Annotated in this window: 15 protein-coding genes; 6 read left to right on the top strand and 9 right to left on the bottom strand. The window is 37.3% G+C overall.

Going from position 1 to position 15,904, the window contains the following annotated elements; all coding sequences use genetic code 11:
- Positions 1-30: 30 nt before the first annotated feature.
- The 7 genes from BW724_RS21570 to BW724_RS21600 form a co-directional block, all read right to left on the bottom strand.
- Positions 31-1,812, bottom strand: a complete 1,782-nt coding sequence (locus BW724_RS21570) for a M3 family oligoendopeptidase (protein ID WP_088077129.1) — start codon at positions 1,810-1,812, stop codon at positions 31-33.
- Positions 1,809-2,525: an oxidoreductase gene (locus tag BW724_RS21575; protein ID WP_328588734.1), complete on the bottom strand. Its 717-nt coding sequence runs from the start codon at positions 2,523-2,525 to the stop codon at positions 1,809-1,811. Before BW724_RS21575 ends, BW724_RS21570 begins: the two co-directional genes overlap by 4 nt.
- A gap of 96 nt (positions 2,526-2,621) precedes the next feature.
- Positions 2,622-4,790, bottom strand: a complete 2,169-nt coding sequence (locus tag BW724_RS21580) for a PAS domain-containing sensor histidine kinase (RefSeq protein WP_176371525.1) — start codon at positions 4,788-4,790, stop codon at positions 2,622-2,624.
- 256 nt (positions 4,791-5,046) lie between these two features.
- Positions 5,047-5,922, bottom strand: a complete 876-nt coding sequence (locus BW724_RS21585) for an NAD(P)-dependent oxidoreductase (protein WP_088077131.1) — start codon at positions 5,920-5,922, stop codon at positions 5,047-5,049.
- A gap of 23 nt (positions 5,923-5,945) precedes the next feature.
- The gene (locus BW724_RS21590; protein ID WP_088077132.1) at positions 5,946-6,773 is read right to left on the bottom strand and encodes an aldo/keto reductase; all 828 of its coding nucleotides are present in this window, start codon (positions 6,771-6,773) and stop codon (positions 5,946-5,948) included.
- A gap of 55 nt (positions 6,774-6,828) precedes the next feature.
- Positions 6,829-7,512: a uracil-DNA glycosylase gene (locus tag BW724_RS21595; protein ID WP_088077133.1), complete on the bottom strand. Its 684-nt coding sequence runs from the start codon at positions 7,510-7,512 to the stop codon at positions 6,829-6,831.
- Positions 7,513-7,550: 38 nt separating this feature from the next.
- A complete protein-coding gene (locus BW724_RS21600) occupies positions 7,551-8,246 on the bottom strand; it encodes a DNA alkylation repair protein (protein ID WP_088077134.1) in 696 nt (231 codons plus the stop codon).
- Between the two features lie 249 nt (positions 8,247-8,495).
- Between BW724_RS21600 and BW724_RS21605 the strand changes: the two genes are divergently transcribed.
- The 6 genes from BW724_RS21605 (at position 8,496) to BW724_RS21635 (ending at position 12,862) form a co-directional block, all read left to right on the top strand.
- Positions 8,496-8,858, top strand: coding sequence for a response regulator (locus tag BW724_RS21605; protein ID WP_088077135.1), 363 nt, complete (start codon positions 8,496-8,498; stop codon positions 8,856-8,858).
- A gap of 186 nt (positions 8,859-9,044) precedes the next feature.
- Positions 9,045-9,986 carry an ATP-grasp domain-containing protein gene (locus BW724_RS21610; RefSeq protein ID WP_088077136.1) on the top strand — a complete coding sequence of 314 codons (942 nt, stop codon included), beginning with the start codon at positions 9,045-9,047 and terminating at the stop codon, positions 9,984-9,986.
- A 26-nt stretch (positions 9,987-10,012) separates the two neighbouring features.
- Complete coding sequence (locus BW724_RS21615) at positions 10,013-10,363, top strand: YojF family protein (protein WP_088077137.1); 351 nt, start codon at positions 10,013-10,015, stop codon at positions 10,361-10,363.
- Between the two features lie 91 nt (positions 10,364-10,454).
- Positions 10,455-11,117: a bacillithiol biosynthesis deacetylase BshB2 gene (gene bshB2, locus BW724_RS21620; RefSeq protein ID WP_088077138.1), complete on the top strand. Its 663-nt coding sequence runs from the start codon at positions 10,455-10,457 to the stop codon at positions 11,115-11,117.
- Between the two features lie 342 nt (positions 11,118-11,459).
- A complete protein-coding gene (locus BW724_RS21630; RefSeq protein ID WP_088077140.1) occupies positions 11,460-12,224 on the top strand; it encodes a MerR family transcriptional regulator in 765 nt (254 codons plus the stop codon).
- 2 nt (positions 12,225-12,226) lie between these two features.
- Positions 12,227-12,862 carry a hypothetical protein gene (locus tag BW724_RS21635; RefSeq protein ID WP_088077141.1) on the top strand — a complete coding sequence of 212 codons (636 nt, stop codon included), beginning with the start codon at positions 12,227-12,229 and terminating at the stop codon, positions 12,860-12,862.
- A 104-nt stretch (positions 12,863-12,966) separates the two neighbouring features.
- Here the strand turns inward: BW724_RS21635 and BW724_RS21640 are convergent, their stop codons facing one another.
- Positions 12,967-13,482, bottom strand: a complete 516-nt coding sequence (locus tag BW724_RS21640) for a hypothetical protein (protein ID WP_088077142.1) — start codon at positions 13,480-13,482, stop codon at positions 12,967-12,969.
- Positions 13,483-13,863: 381 nt separating this feature from the next.
- On the bottom strand, positions 13,864-15,705 hold the full coding sequence (locus BW724_RS21645) for an LTA synthase family protein (RefSeq protein ID WP_088077143.1): 1,842 nt from the start codon (positions 15,703-15,705) through the stop codon (positions 13,864-13,866).
- Positions 15,706-15,904 lie beyond the last annotated feature (199 nt).

Consider the following 15,904-nt stretch of genomic DNA (forward strand, 5'->3'; position numbering starts at 1 on the left):
AGACGCGCCTCCCTTCTGCATTTTCTCTGTTTAATTTTCCGTAAGCTCCATAAAGGCTTGAAGGTCTTGCTTGATTAAGTCAATTGCCTTTTGCCAAAACTTAGGTTTTGTTATATCAACATTCAAGTGCTTTTTCGCTAATTCTTCCACTTCCATACGTCCAGTATCCCGTAATAATGCAATATAGCGTTCTTCGAAATCCTCTCCACCCTCTGAAGCTTGTGCGTATATTCCCATGCTGAACAGATATCCAAACGTATACGGAAAGTTATAGAAAGGCACACCTGTGATATGGAAATGTAGCTTTGACGCCCAGAAATGAGGGGAGTATTCACTTAAAGAATCACAATATGCTTCTTTCTGCGCTTCCAGCATGATTTGATTTAAGCGCTGAACACTAACAAGCCCCTTTTTACGCTCTTCATAAAACCTCGTTTCAAAAAGGAAACGGGAATGGATATTCATAAAGAAAGCAACACTACGATTTAGTTTGTCGTCTAACAACTGAATTTTAGCTTCTTTTGTTTTAGCATTTTTCACTGTTGCATCTGCAACAACTACTTCAGCAAAGGTAGAAGCTGTTTCTGCTACATTCATGGCATATCGCTGTGCCATTTGAGGTAAATCGTTCATGACATATTGATGATATGCGTGGCCTAGCTCATGGGCAAGGGTAGCAACATTTGAAGCGGAGCCATCATATGTCATGAAAATTCTTGATTCCTCACTGATTGGAAAACTCGTGCAGAATCCTCCTGGTCGCTTGCCAGAACGACTTTCAGCCTCAATCCAACTCTTTTCAAAAGCCATTTTTGCAAAGTCGGTCATCTTTGGACTAAATTGCCCAAACTGTTCAACGATCATTTCTGCAGCATCGTCGTAACTTACTTCTTCTACGTTTTGAGACAAAGGCGCTCCAATATCCACCATATGTAATTGATCTAATCCAAGTAACTTTGCCTTTCTCCCCATATATCCTACAAAGTCTGGCTTGTTTTTTGTAATTGTATCCCACATCACATCAAGAGTTTCTTGTTTCATTCGATTAATTTGTAAGGGCTCTTTTAGAACCGCGTCCCAACCACGGGCTTCGTATGTTTTTAAGCGAAAACCGGCTAAATGATTGAGGGTATTGGCAAATAGCTCTGATTCTTTTTCCCATGCTTTTTCATATTGCTCAAATGCATGCAGTCGCACATCACGATTTTTATCATTAAGTTTATTCATCGCTTGCCCAACTGAGTACTCCTTCGTTTCGTCCCCTACTTTCATTTGCACAGTCATACGTCCAACGATCGTATTGTAGAAGTCACCCCATGCATGATAACCATCCACAGAAAGTGCCTGAATTAACTTTTCCTTATCACCACTTAATTTTTCCTTTGCTTGATTGCGGCGTTCATTTAAGTTAAAAATAATAGCCTTCATGTTTTCTAATTCAATAAACTGTTTCCATTCCTCTTCAGAGAAGGACAATAATTTTTCATCAATCGTTGTCATTATGGTTGAGAAGACAGATGACAGTTGTTTAATTTGACCGACTAAAAGCTTTGCCTCTTCATCTTTTACATTTTGCGCTGACAAACAGCTGATGAAGGCTCCTGCTTCCCTTACCTTTTTTCCAATCTCCTGGGCTTTTTCAACACGATCAGCCCATAACTGAATGGACGTTCCTTCCGTTTTTTCCAGTTCCCCTGTAAACTCCTTCAATTCTTTGTCCAAGTCAGTTAAGAACTGCTGAAATACAGAGGAAGTACTTCCTCCTGGAAATATTGAATCTAAATCCCAAACTTGGTTATATTGTTGTGTCATTCTATCTCCCCCTTAGGAATTGTTTCATGATAACTTTCTTGAATAATTGCTTTTCCTAATTGCCTAATTTTGTCAGATTCGTAAATATGTACACCGCTACTTTCTTCTTGAGCAATGGCACACATTGTCATTGCGACATACTTACCTTTGACTGGACGATATTTTTCATAAGCTCCTACCAGTAAAAAAGATAAGGGTTTACTAACCCATTCACTAACACTTTCTCCAAGTCTGAATTCCTGGCGTTTACCTGTTAATAGAGATGGTCGGAAGATGTGAAGTGAGGGTAATCCAATGGATACAAGTTCTTCTTCCAACTTACCTTTGACACGGCTATAGAAGAATTTAGCTTCTCGGTCTGCTCCTATTGCAGTAACGATTAAAAACTTTTTTACACCCATTAGTTTGGCTAAATTGGCTAGTTTTAGTGGATAAACATAGTCAACCTTCACGAACTGCTTCCTACTTTTTGCTTTCTTCATTGTAGTACCTAAACATACGAAAACGTCATCAACGTCCTTGAACAGTTCTCCTTCTTTTTCCAGTTTATCAAAATCAACGATGTACTCTTGTACTTTCGATTGATTTTGAAAATCTGTTTTTCTTCGGGAAACGATTTTAACTACATCGTATTTAGCCAACAACTCGCTCACTAGATGTTGCCCCACAAGGCCTGTTGCACCAGCTACCAATGCTATTTTCAAGCCAATCACCTCTACCCCTCTAACCGTAATTAGTTACAATGTATCATGAATAATACGAAAAATAAAAGAATAACGGTATCACAAAAACGCCAAGAACAGTATATCTTAGCGTTTTTGTTTTTTATTTGGTAAGCGAATTTCAAAAGTCGTCCCCTCACCTTTTTCCGATGAAACAGTTATTGTTCCACCCATATCTTCAATGATTTGAAAACTCGTTGTAAGCCCTAAACCTGTCCCGTCTTTTTTTGTTGTAAAAAAGGGAATTCCTAGCTGCTCTACTGTCTGTGGATCCATTCCTATGCCAGTGTCCGTTATGGTAATGATTAAATCCTCCATAGGCCAATGATAAGAGGCATGGATCCTAAGTTTTCCACCATCATCTCCTAAAGCTTCTTCTGCATTTTGGACCAAATTGATTAATACTTGCTTTAATTTACTTTCCTTTGTAAAAATTAATGGCATTTCTTCATCAATAGAAGTGAAAACACGTATATTCTTATTTTTCATCTGTGTTTCAGTCAATAGAAGAATGTCATTAATTAGGTTTTTTACATTTACATAAGTGTTTTCCTCAGAATTGACCTTAGGTTTTGCTATATTCAATAAGTCGTTAATAATACCATTTACACGGTCAATTTCTTTAATAATAAGGTCATAATGTTTTATGTTTTTACTTTCCTTATTTTCTCCTAAAAGCTGAACAAAACCACGAATGGTTGTAAGGGGATTTTTTATTTCGTGTGCGAGGCCAGCTGAAATCTGGCCAACAATCTTCAACTTTTCTGAACGAACTAACTTTTTCTCCATAAGACGAATTTCTGTTAAATCATGAAAGACTAATAAAATTTCGTCGTGTCTTGTCTCATCTTCTAAACTCGGTAAGGTTGATATACTTATTAAAAAGTATTTTTTGCCACCATTACAGTTACATTCAATTTCAATCGTCTTTTCAGTTTCCACTTCCTCAATCTGTTGAAGAAGAGTTGCCTCCTCTACGAAAGACCTAAAATTAGGCGACATTTCCAACAATTCTCCCATTGTTTTTCCTAAAACAGTATCTTTCTCTTCTTCAAATAGAAGTTCACAAGTCCTGTTAAACAGTGTAATACGCTTTTCTAGCTTATTTACAGCAAGCACGCCATTATCCGTTGTCTCTAATATGAGAGTAGATTTCTTGTCATCTTGTTCTCGTTTCTCTAGTTTTCTCGTCATCTCGTAAAACGTTTGATTTAGCTGATCCATTTCTTTATATGCATTTATTTGAGGAACCTTCTCTATTTTTTTCCCAGAAGCGAATGCAGCTGTAGTTTCTACAAGTTGTTGGATTGGCTTTACTAAATAGTTAGCTAGCTTAAATACTGCAATTGTAATCAGAAGTAAAACTAAACCAATAAAGAATACATACTGCTTTAACAGTCTTGACAATGGATAATACAGTTGGTTCTGATCTATAGCTATTCCTAAATACCAATCGTTATGAAAACCAGGCATATTCTTTACTTTCGAAAATGCATGTACTTCTTCCAGATTAGGTATTTCTATAAAAGCAGGCATCTCTCTCATTTCTGCTAAAGTCATTGGAGATAATCCATATTCGACAAAGTAATTGTTGTGAAAAATAAAGTCGTCGTTTGGGTGAGAGATTATTTCTCCACTCCTATTAATTAAAAATGCATACCCTTCTGACCCTACAATCTCGCGCTGCTGAAGCGTATATTTATCAATCGTTTCGTTAAGTGCATCAATATTAAAGTAGGGTGACACTACACCAATGATATTTTTATCTTCATCATAAACTGGTGAAGCCATGACGATGACTGGAAAACGAAGTAACGGAGACATGTATATATCAGAAAAATAAAGCTCTCCTGACACTGCTCGCTGAAACCACTCCCGATTACTAATATCGTTATCTACTGTTTGTCCATCTCCATCGATAACTACCCTTCCATCAACATCAGCAAAGACGACCCCTTGATAAATTTGATGGACATCTAAAAATTGATGAATTTGTACCCTCATATCCCATGTATCACTCTCTTGGTCCATTAAAATTGGATTGCGAGCAAGGTATCTCGTATTAGTGATTCTTTCCTCAATGAACTTTTCTATTTCTACAGACATTATCTCACTGTTCATCATGAGCATCTGTTCTACACTGTTCGTCAGTTCTTCCTTCTGATTGTAATAGCCAATAATACCCACAATAATCATCGGTATGAAAGTTATTAACAGAAAGAAGACTAACAGCTTGAATCTCAACGTATGTTGCATTGTGGACTCCTTCATCATGTACTATTTGCTCTGAATGGACTAAGCTAATTCTCTCTTTTCATATTATATTATATTTTATTCGACAAATCTCTATAAAATACGACAAATTACTCATTTTGTGGGCTACCGTCTAAGGGCTAGCTACGCTATTGGTCTAGTTAAATAACAAAAAGCTGTCCCTGAAAGTTCATCACCTTCTAGGACAGCTTTTCTTTCTAGGTACCTTTAACTCTCTAGGGAAAGCTAAAGCTAACTATTATTGGTTTATATAATATTTATAGATGGCATGTGTTCCTGAATCGTCTTCACCTTTTTCGGTGAGTTCCTCATATAGTTTTTTCGCCAAGGCTAAGCCTGGTGTATGCAATCCCATTGTTTCGGCTGATTCCAATGCTATTTTCATATCTTTAATGAAGTGCTTAATATAGAAGCCTGGCTCAAAATTACCATCAATCATCCTTGGACCTAGATTACTGAGGGAAAAGCTCCCTGCAGCCCCCGTAGAGATACTATCTAGTACCTTTTTCTGATCAAGGCCAGCTTTCTTCGCATAGGCTAGGGATTCGGCTACCCCCATCATTGTACTCGCAATCGCGATTTGATTTGCCATTTTTGTATACTGACCAGACCCTGCTGGACCTTGATGTTGAATATTCTGTCCCATCAGTGAGAGAATTGGATAGACCTCTTTAAATGTATCCTCATCTCCACCAACCATGATGGCTAACCTCGCTTCCTTAGCACCAATATCACCACCCGAAACTGGGGCATCTAGACACCCTACTCCCTTATCCTTAGCCACATCATAAATTTTTTTCGAAAGCTGTGGATTGGAAGTAGTCATATCAATAAGATTCGCCCCTTGACGAACATGGGCAAGAATCCCCTCTTCACCCAAATAAATTTCCTCCACATCATGTGGATATCCTACAATCGTAATAATGACATCGGACTTCTCCGCAAGTTCAGCCACCGTATTACACCATACAGCGCCTTGATTTAATAACTCTTCCGCCTTACCTTTTGTCCGGTTGTAGACGAGGAGCTCATGTCCTCCCTTTTTAATATGTGAAGCCATGCTTTTTCCCATCACACCTGTTCCAATAAAACCAACTACAGGTTTGTCTGCCATACCATTTCCTCCTCCATATCCTACTAAAATGTATCTGGGTCTGGACCGAACCGTTTGTGTTCATTACAGCTATCCAGGATATTCATATCTTCCTCAGACAATTCAAAATCAAAAATCTCCGTGTTGGATTGAATTCTTGCTGGTGTTACTGATTTTGGAATTGTTACAACTTCCTTTTGAAGATCCCAACGTAATATGATTTGGGCTGGCGTTTTCCCATACTTTTCTGCCAATTTTACTAATCTCTCGTCATCGAACATATGCCCTCTAGTAAGTGGACTCCAAGCCTCTAACTGAATATCATTCTTTTTGCAAAACTCGTGTAGTTCCTCTTGGGTCAGAAGTGGGTGGAACTCCACTTGGTTAACTACGGGCTTTACCTTTGCATCCTTTAGAAGATATTCTAGATGATGAATATTAAAATTACTCACACCAATAGCTCGGACTTTCCCCTCATCGTAAAGTTTTTCCATCGCTCTCCAAGTATCCTTAAACTTTCCTGTGACTGGCCAATGTACTAAGTATAAATCTATGACATCTAACCCTAGTTTTGTACGGCTAGATTCAAATGCTTTTAATGTTTCCTCATATCCTTGTTCGTCATTCCACACTTTAGTAGTAACAAAAATTTCTTCCCTCGGCACATCTGTTTCACGAAGAGCCTCTCCTACACCAGCTTCATTATGGTAAAAAGATGCTGTATCAATGCTGCGATAACCCGCCTCAAGTGCCACTTTAATTGCATTTTTCACCTCATTACCATCTTCTGCTTTGTAAACGCCTAAACCTAGCCAAGGCATTTTCACGCCGTTATTTAACGTCACTGTCGAATGAATATTTAATGTAGTCATATGTATTCCTCCTATATTTTTTGCCTACCCAGAAAAGAATTATTGTTGGAACAACCTACAATTTAACTGGCAGCTCCCAATTCACTTCTTTTAAACCGCTACTTCTTAGAAAACTATTTGTTTTTGAAAAGGGACGGCTACCAAAAAAACCTCGATTGGCCGATAAGGGACTTGGATGTGGGGATTCAATAATGTGGTGCTGTTCCCCAGTAATAAACGATTTTTTCCCTTGGGCGTGTCTCCCCCATAATATAAATACGACAGGGGTAGATCGATTATTCAATTCCTGAATAACTGCATCTGTGAACTCTTCCCACCCTTTTTTCTGATGGGAGTAAGCTTTCCCCTCCTGAACTGTCAAAACTGTATTCAACAATAATACACCTTCATTCGCCCAGCTCTGTAAATAGCCATGACTCGGTATTTCATATCCGAGGTCACTATGTAGTTCCTTATAGATATTGCGCAAGGAAGGGGGAATCTTAACTCCAGGTTGCACAGAAAAACTCAAACCATGGGCTTGTCCTTTTCCATGGTATGGATCCTGCCCCAAGATTACAACTTTTGTATCTTCATACGATGTTGAGTTTAGTGCATGAAAGATGTTTTTATATGCTGGGAAAACTAGTTTTTCTTCATACTCTTTGTTTAAGAATTCCTTCAGCTCCACAAAGTAAGACTTCTGGAATTCCCTATTAATATACTTTTGCCAATCTGTATTAATCTCACTAATTGTCATGGTACCACCTTTATTTTTCATAACATGTTGTACTGCGGTCAGTAGTTCTTCTTATCTCTTTCTCGTTTAATATGTTTCAGACCTTCTCTAATACTTAAGGGAGACAAGTCGTCGTTTTCTGAAATAAATGCTTCTACAGCTGCGGGATTTGTCTTACTATATTCTCTTAGTGCCCAACCAATCCCTTTTCGGATAAAAAAGTCAGTCTGATCCTTATTTACCTTGATGACATGGAACAATAAATCCTGATCTGTATTTCCTTTATACTTCAATTGAAATAGGATTGCAGTCCTTCTCAACCATAGATTTTCATGTTGTTCCCAATCTGGAATATATTGTTCAATGAACTGAGGCTCACGGGAAAATAATTCTCCTACAATTCCTCCTGCTATTGTATCAACCGTATCCCACCATGATTTAGTAACTATCAAGTCAATTAAGAAGGGCACTTCATTCGCATGAAGCCATTGTGGACGATGTCCTAATATACCAAGGACTACGTATTGATATTCCCTTTCAGGTTTTTTCCATACTTCTTGTAAAAAAGCTATAGGTAACACCTTTTCTTCTAGAATACTAGTTTCTTTGAAAAACTGCTTCAACAAAGCATTTCTTTCTGGCGTCTTAATTCCTAAAAATTCAAACTGATTTTTCATGTATGCCTTCATAGTTGGAATATTTTCTTCAACCTTATGTGCGGAAAATAATGCTTCTAATTCTTCTGTATACGACATCTTTAACACCCCTATCTTTTGTTTTTGTCAACCACTTGAAACTACTACTCATGTGTTGGTGATCGTCTCTGCACATTCTCTTTTTCTGCGGGCGGTCAATAAGTTCATTACTCATTCGTGTACACCCGTTAATCATTTACAACTCTACAGTATAATAGACCTATTTTCATAATAAGATCAATTGACATTATATATCTTAAGTACTATATTAATAGAAAGGATACTGCTACAAGGGAGGACTGCTTTCGTATGACAAAACTGCTAATTACAGATGATGCTGCTTTCATGAGAATGACTCTAAAAAGAATCGTAACAGATGCCGGTTTCGAAGTTGTAGGTGAAGCAGCAAACGGTCAAGAGGCAGTTGACCTATACCGTGAACATAAGCCAGATCTTGTTACAATGGATATTACCATGCCTACAATGGACGGAATAGAAGCATTAAAAGAAATTAAAAAACTAAATCCCCATGCGAAAGTGCTCATGTGTTCAGCGATGGGACAGCAGGCAAAAGTTGTGGAAGCCATTCAAAATGGTGCACTTGATTTCATTGTAAAACCATTTGATAATGCTAGAATAATAGAAGCATTAAACAAAGCACTAGAACGATAGAATACTACTAACAGGCGTTCTTGGAGGCCACCTCCAACATAATGCCTGTTTTTTTATGTGTGTTTGCCTAGACACTTCCATTATATCTCAACTGAATTGGGTTATAAATTCAGGAAAAGAAATCTTAAACCTGTTACAATATTATTTACACACTATTTTTATAATTTAATCAGCGGAGGTGTCAACATGACAAAGGTTTTTATACTCCATGAAAATGATGAATGGACAAAACCACTTATAGATGCATTAGCCGAATTACAAGTTCCCTTTGAAGATTGGCACTTACACCAAGGAGTCGTTCCATTAGACGAAGTGCCTCCTGAAGGTATATTTTATAATAGAATGAGTGCATCATCCCATACAAGAGGGCATCGATATGCACCAGAATTGACCCACGCTACTTTAACTTGGTTAGAGGGTCATGGTAGACGCGTCCTTAATGGAAGAAACGCCCTTCAATTAGAATTAAGTAAAGTTGCCCAATACGAGGCTTTAAAACGCTATGACGTCTTGGTCCCTAAAACAACAGCCGTAATGGGAAATGAAGCTTTATGTATTGCTACAGAGAGTTTCCCTTCTCCCTTTATCACAAAGCATAACAGGGCTGGAAAAGGTTTAGGGGTCCATAAATTTGATTCTAAAACTTCTTTAAAAGAATGGGTTGTCTCCAATAAAATTGAGCCTTCTATTGATGGTGTGATGTTATTACAAGAATATATTTCATCACCAACTCAAACTATTACACGTTGTGAGTTTATCGGTGGAAAGTTCATGTATGCTGTCCAAGTTGATACATCGGAAGGCTTTGAGCTCTGTCCTGCTGAAGCATGTGAAATAGGAGAGCAATTTTGCCCAACTGATGGCTCAAATAACTCAATCACTAAACCTAAGTTTGAGATTATTGAAAACTATGAAAGCCCATTGATTGAGAAATATGAAAAATTCTTACAAGGTGAAGGCATTTATTTTGCTGGAATCGAGAACATTACTGACAGCGATGGTAAAGTGTATACTTACGATGTAAATACGAATACCAATTATAACCCTCAAGCAGAAGAAAAAGCTGGTATTTTCGGAATGAAAGAAGCTGCTCGTAAACTAAAAGAAGAGTTAAAACGGCACTATTGATTTTTTCAAACAGGAGGTGAATACGTTTGAAACCTATTGACCCAAGTTTTGCACAGGAAACACTATCAAAGTTAAAAGGCAAGAAATTGTATATACATCTAGAAACAACAAACGGAGCTTATGCCTCCCACCACGATCAGGCATTTTTATCTGCAGGTACTTTTGTTAGAAATGTACCACTCACCTATATAAATGGTGGTATTAAGGGAGATGGACCATATAGGATTGGCCTTGAAACAGAATACGGCTACTTATATGCAGAAGGCCTTACTGATTGGACAATCGATGAGGAAAACCGCGTCCTATTTGCTGGTCACAATCACGAGGGGAAACTAGCAATTGCTTTCCAACTAAGCGAAACTCCATTTCCAAAGTAAAGAGAAAGTTGCACGCCAACATATGATTATTTTTTTTACGGTAGCTTACACAAATTAAGAAGCCATGTATTTAAAAAGGAAGTGTATTTTTATGGAACGTCATGTTTTAGTCGTATTCCCACACCCAGATGACGAAGCATTTGGCGTCGCTGGGACCATTTTATCCCATACTAAAGCAGGTACTCCCGTTACTTATGTATGCCTGACTCTAGGTGAAATGGGGAGAAATATGGGGAGACCTCTCATTGCTAATCGGGAAACTTTACCTAAAATTCGCAAGCAAGAATTGGAAGAAGCATGTCGCTTATTAGGAGTCAAAGATTTGCGAAAATTTGGTTTGAGAGATAAAATGGTTGAGTTTACAGATCAGAAATTATTAATTGATCGTATTTCCAGTGTAATTGAAGAAACAAATCCATCGTTGATTATCACTTTTTATCCTGGATATGCTGTTCACCCAGATCACGATGCAACAGGAGCTGCTGTTATTCAAGCAGTACAACGCATGGAAAAGGGGAAGCGCCCAGTTATACATGCGATAGCTTTTTCAGAAGGCTGCGAGGAAGTGATTGGTGCACCAGACGTAGTAGTTAATATAGAGGAATTTGCCGAAGAGAAACTAAAGGTTATTGAAGCACATGAATCACAAACTGCAGGATCAATTGAAGCTATGAAAGAGCAGTACTACAATGGTGATGATTATACGAAGCAGCGATTAACTAGGGAACGATTCTGGACCTATCCTCTAGATTAAGTTTGTATGCTTAGAACTTAGAACACACACCTTTCACCATAATGACTTGTGAATAATTAATAATTAGAAATACCGGGCAAAAACCGCTCGGTATTTTTTTTGATGGGGCTTGTATTTCTTTTAAAGAAAAGAACGTTTTTGGATTTAAATTTGCTTTAGTTAAATTGACCAAAGCATGAGAGTGTTGAGACCAGATAAAACCTTGCGATTGCGATAGTGCCCGGAGCTGTATGGCGGCAAGGATTTCGGGAACTATTTCTAAAAAAGTCCTCATTTTTCTATTTGGCTCTTGATAGTGACGTTACGTCATTTTATATAATAGAAATAGAGGGAGGTTTTTCCATGATATCCATTAAAGAAGTCACAAAACAAACAGGTGTTACGGTAAGGACATTGAGGCATTACCACCAAATTGGACTGTTGATACCTGCAGGTAAAACTGACGGTGGGCACCGTTTGTACGGAGAAAGTGAACTGAAAAAACTTCAGGAAATCCAGTTTTTAAAGTCATTAGGATTTACTTTAAAAGAGATAGACACGATGCTTGTGGACGAAGACCATGATTGGTTTAGCAGGCTGCAAGGCCAGTTGAAATACATCATCAGGGAAAAAGAGAAACTGGACCAAATGGAAAAGCTGATCACAGGTTTAATGAATGAATTTGCCCTTGAGGGGAAAGTAGATATACATCACATACAGCAGCTCACCCATTTTTCCCAGCAAAACAAGTTCAAGCGGAAGGAATTTTTACAGCAACAGTTCACTGAGGGTAAAGAAAAAATAAATGAGCTCCTTCCAAATATAAACAGCGGTGACCCTGATACATTGGAATGGGTTGCTTTACTAGCACAAATAAAAAAGCATATGGCAAAAGGCGTTGATGCCATAGAAGTGCAACGTATCATACGAAGGATTTTGGAAAAAGATCAAGAGTTATTCGAAGGAAATGATGAGCTGTCCAATGCATTCTGGGAAGTTAGGAAGTCACAAGAGAAGTCACAATCTGCTGGCTTATATCCGATTGAACAAGAAGTACTTGATTTTCTAGAACAAGCAACTGAATTTTTCCTTAAAAATGAAGCTAGAAACATAGGAGGCAAGAAATAACCATGGAATTATTAATCGAATACCAATGGGGAATTTTTATTGTAGCAGAAATACTGTCTATATTTGCCCTCCTTCTATTTGGATTTTTCCGCTATTTTTTAGTCAAAAAGAAGTTGAGCCTCCTTTTTATCTACGCTTTCCTTGCACTTGTAGGACTGGAAGCAGTCTTAGGTATACTAATTTATCAATATACAGGGGAGTTCTCCACCTTCCAGCTCGTCATCACAATCTTTGTTATATATGCCTGTACGTTTGGGATCTTTGATTTCCTTCGATTGGATCGATGGATGAGGAGAAAAGTTGGAGAATGGCGTGGCATAGAACTTTTAAGTGAAAAAGACTATTATATACTGGAAAGAAACAAAGATCCCAAGCTTAAAGCAAAAAAATATCGTTGGAGTGCAACAATACACATGATTGTTTTTTTGACAGTACAATTTATTTTCTGGTCTCTGGGAACCCAAGGCTTTCAAGAAATGCTTTCATATATCACTGATTTTTCCTGGATAGAAGCTGGCACCTCAGAACAATCTCCATATCCAACTGAGACCCTATACTATATTGGCATGATCTGGTCCGTGGTTTTCATAGTGGACTTTCTCTATTCATGGTCTTACACAATCTTTCCATCCAAATAGAATAAAAAGAATGAGCATCCTATAAATAAAGGTGCTCATTCTTTACTCATCTTTTATGCATAGTATAGTTTGCATCGAAATATTGATCCCTTTCACCAATTTTATTATATGCTGTGATTATGAAGCCGGTCATATTTATAAGGAAGTGACTCCCCTGTTAACTCCTTTAAAACTGGTAAAAACTTTTTCGAAGATATCAATGCGAAGGAAAAGACGTGGTAATTATTCGGTAGTTTAGCTATTATTTCTAACCCTAAACGCTCTGATTCGATACGCACAATTTGTTTTATTTCCACCACTGTTTTTATTTTTCGGAACACTGGTACAAATAAAACAAAACTATCGGTCACGACAAGGTAACCCCTTCTTTCTCTCTTCAAGCGGATTGCATCTACGACTACAAGCGGCTCCTCATTAACCATCGCTCTCACTTTACTTTTCACAATATATCGATATAGTAAATCAAGGCCGAAAGATAAACAAAATGCCACGAGCAAGCTAGCGATCCCATAGATCCAACTCCACTGCCACATATATAAACTGCCAAACAGACCAAATAAAAGCCAACTTATTACATAACGTAAATACTTATCTGTAAATGGTCTCGAAACCTTCACCATATGATTCACCCCCTCTTATTATAATTATTCTTCATTGTACCTTCATAAGTTAGGTAAATTACTATAACATATTTTCGGAATATATTTAATACATTCTACTTTTTCTATCAAAACCTCTTATCTTTCTTAATCAAATTCGACAAAACATGACAAATACCTAATTATTCCTTTCAAGTAGCTAAAAAGATTTTATAATTAATCCACATAAGTAATTTCCCTTCATTAAATATGATCAAACAGTTTTTTTGATAAGAAAAAGCTAGGACATATTACGCCCCAGCTCTTTACCCTGAACTAATATGGAATGGCTGACACCACATCAGAAAAAACTATATCAATATATCATTTGTTACAATAGTTCAGTAAATTCGATCTAATCTACTATTCCCTGAATCTAAACAAATCACTGTAGATGATCTCATCTGAATAAAATAACTCCATTTCCCCTCGTTTTACAGCTTCTTCACAGTTTTCTAATGGTATTTCTTCACCTGATTTTTCCTCATAACAAACACCATGGTGAAAAATTATCTCATCAGTTATTACATTCCCATTACGAAGAACTGCAAAGTCTTCTCGATCTTCAGCAAATAAGTCACTGCCGAACATAATTTTATCCTGTTCTGGAATTCCAAGGAGGTTCAAAATGGTAGGCATCACATCTATTTGACCTGAAACTGTATCCAACCTCTCCCCTTCCATTCCTGGAATGTGAATAATAAGGGGGACACGTTCCAACTTTATTTCTTCAACAGGATCAATTTCTTTTCCAAGAAACTTCTCCAGTTCATCATAATGACTGTTTGCTATCCCGTAATGATCCCCGTACATGATAAGAATCGTATTTTCGTATAATCCCTCATCTTTTAAGCCCTCAACTAGAACCTTCATTGCCTCATCTGTATATCGAACTGTAGGGAAGTATTGATTGACAATCTCACTTTCTGAATCATAAGGATCAATAAAATGATCTTCTTGCCCTAATTCATAAGGGAAATGGTTTGTTAAGGTTAGGAAGGTACTATAAAACGGCTCTGGAAGCTCCTTCACATATTCCATAGACTGTTCAATCCAGTCAATGTCTTTCATTCCCCAGCCTACTGAATTTTCTTCAGTAATCTCATAATCTTCCATTTCATAAAATCTATCATAGCCAAAGTTTTCATACATAATATCTCGGTTATAAAAAGTTTCAGTATTTGCATGGAATGATGCATTATAGTAGCCTTGTTCCTTTAAAATGCCAGGTAGTGCTTCAAATTCATTGTCTGTATGGGTGTGAAACACAGCCCCTCGTCCTAATGGATAAAGGGAATTGTTTATAAGGAACTCTGCATCGGATGTTTTCCCTTGACCAGTTTGATAATAAAAGTTTTCAAAATAAAAGCTCTCTTCAATCAACTCATTTAAAAATGGTGTTATTTCCTCTCCGTGTATCGTTTCACCAATTACAAAGCTCTCGACTGATTCAAGGGAAACGACGACGACATTCATGTCCTCTGCAACACCAAACATATCTTTATTAGGTTCTACCCTATTCTCTTCCAAATACCGTTCAATATTCCACCAGTCACCCACATCAGCAAATACAGTTTGTGTGCTAGTTAGGGTATGCACCCCCGCATCATACACATAAAAGTTGTAGATACCCATTGACTGCACGAGATGGTCCCGGTTAAAAGAATGTGTGCGAGTTTCAGGGTGATTAAATTGAATGAGACCAACAATTGTCAGCACAATCACTGCAATGACAGCAAATTTACTCCTCGTTTGTTTAAAGGAGGTCTGTGTGACGGTTAATACTGCTGGCGTTTTAAACATAAAATATCCAATAAGCAGTACATCTACAAAAAAGAAAACGTCGTACCATTGAATAAGGGCAAAGATACTAGTACTTAAATCTCCCATATTCGCCCCCATGACTAACATGGGAAGCGTGATAATATCGCTAAACTCTCGAAAATAAACTGAGTTGGAGTAAAGCACGATTGATAACAATAAACTAATAATGAAATAGTATTTAGGCTGTACCTTTGGTTTGAACAGAACACCGATACTAAACACAACTAATAAAAAAGCAAGGGGATTCACAGCAAAAATAATCGCTTCCAAGTATTTATTTATATTGATGTTAAACGTTAGGCTAGAAATCACAAAAGTCTTTACCCACAATATCCCAAGGCAAAGTAACATGAATCTATGACTTTTAAAAAAGGATTTCATGATTTGTCTTCCTTTCTATGATCTTTATAGACCATGTAAAACAATCCCATATTTATGGAAATGTATATATCATTTTATGTTATTAGACGTATCTGGCACAACAAAAGTTGCAGGTTTACATATTTTTATAGATTCATTGATTGAATACCACAATTCGACGACAGTTAATCTAGTTTTTATCAAGATTTGTCCAATCCTA

It is taken from the genome of Litchfieldia alkalitelluris, from assembly GCF_002153425.1.
Taxonomy (GTDB): Bacteria; Bacillota; Bacilli; order Bacillales; family Salisediminibacteriaceae; genus Evansella; species Evansella alkalicola.

Bases quoted from the DNA above. Each gene is read 5' to 3' on its own strand.
- BW724_RS21570 (WP_088077129.1), bottom strand. From the start codon at position 1,812: ATGACACAACAATATAACCAAGTTTGGGATTTAGATTCAATATTTCCA.
- BW724_RS21580 (WP_176371525.1), bottom strand. From the start codon at position 4,790: ATGCAACATACGTTGAGATTCAAGCTGTTAGTCTTCTTTCTGTTAATA.
- BW724_RS21585 (WP_088077131.1), bottom strand. From the start codon at position 5,922: ATGGCAGACAAACCTGTAGTTGGTTTTATTGGAACAGGTGTGATGGGA.
- BW724_RS21590 (WP_088077132.1), bottom strand. From the start codon at position 6,773: ATGACTACATTAAATATTCATTCGACAGTGACGTTAAATAACGGCGTG.
- BW724_RS21595 (WP_088077133.1), bottom strand. From the start codon at position 7,512: ATGACAATTAGTGAGATTAATACAGATTGGCAAAAGTATATTAATAGG.
- BW724_RS21600 (WP_088077134.1), bottom strand. From the start codon at position 8,246: ATGTCGTATACAGAAGAATTAGAAGCATTATTTTCCGCACATAAGGTT.
- BW724_RS21605 (WP_088077135.1), top strand. From the start codon at position 8,496: ATGACAAAACTGCTAATTACAGATGATGCTGCTTTCATGAGAATGACT.
- BW724_RS21610 (WP_088077136.1), top strand. From the start codon at position 9,045: ATGACAAAGGTTTTTATACTCCATGAAAATGATGAATGGACAAAACCA.
- bshB2 (WP_088077138.1), top strand. From the start codon at position 10,455: ATGGAACGTCATGTTTTAGTCGTATTCCCACACCCAGATGACGAAGCA.
- BW724_RS21630 (WP_088077140.1), top strand. From the start codon at position 11,460: ATGATATCCATTAAAGAAGTCACAAAACAAACAGGTGTTACGGTAAGG.
- BW724_RS21635 (WP_088077141.1), top strand. From the start codon at position 12,227: ATGGAATTATTAATCGAATACCAATGGGGAATTTTTATTGTAGCAGAA.
- BW724_RS21640 (WP_088077142.1), bottom strand. From the start codon at position 13,482: ATGGTGAAGGTTTCGAGACCATTTACAGATAAGTATTTACGTTATGTA.
- BW724_RS21645 (WP_088077143.1), bottom strand. From the start codon at position 15,705: ATGAAATCCTTTTTTAAAAGTCATAGATTCATGTTACTTTGCCTTGGG.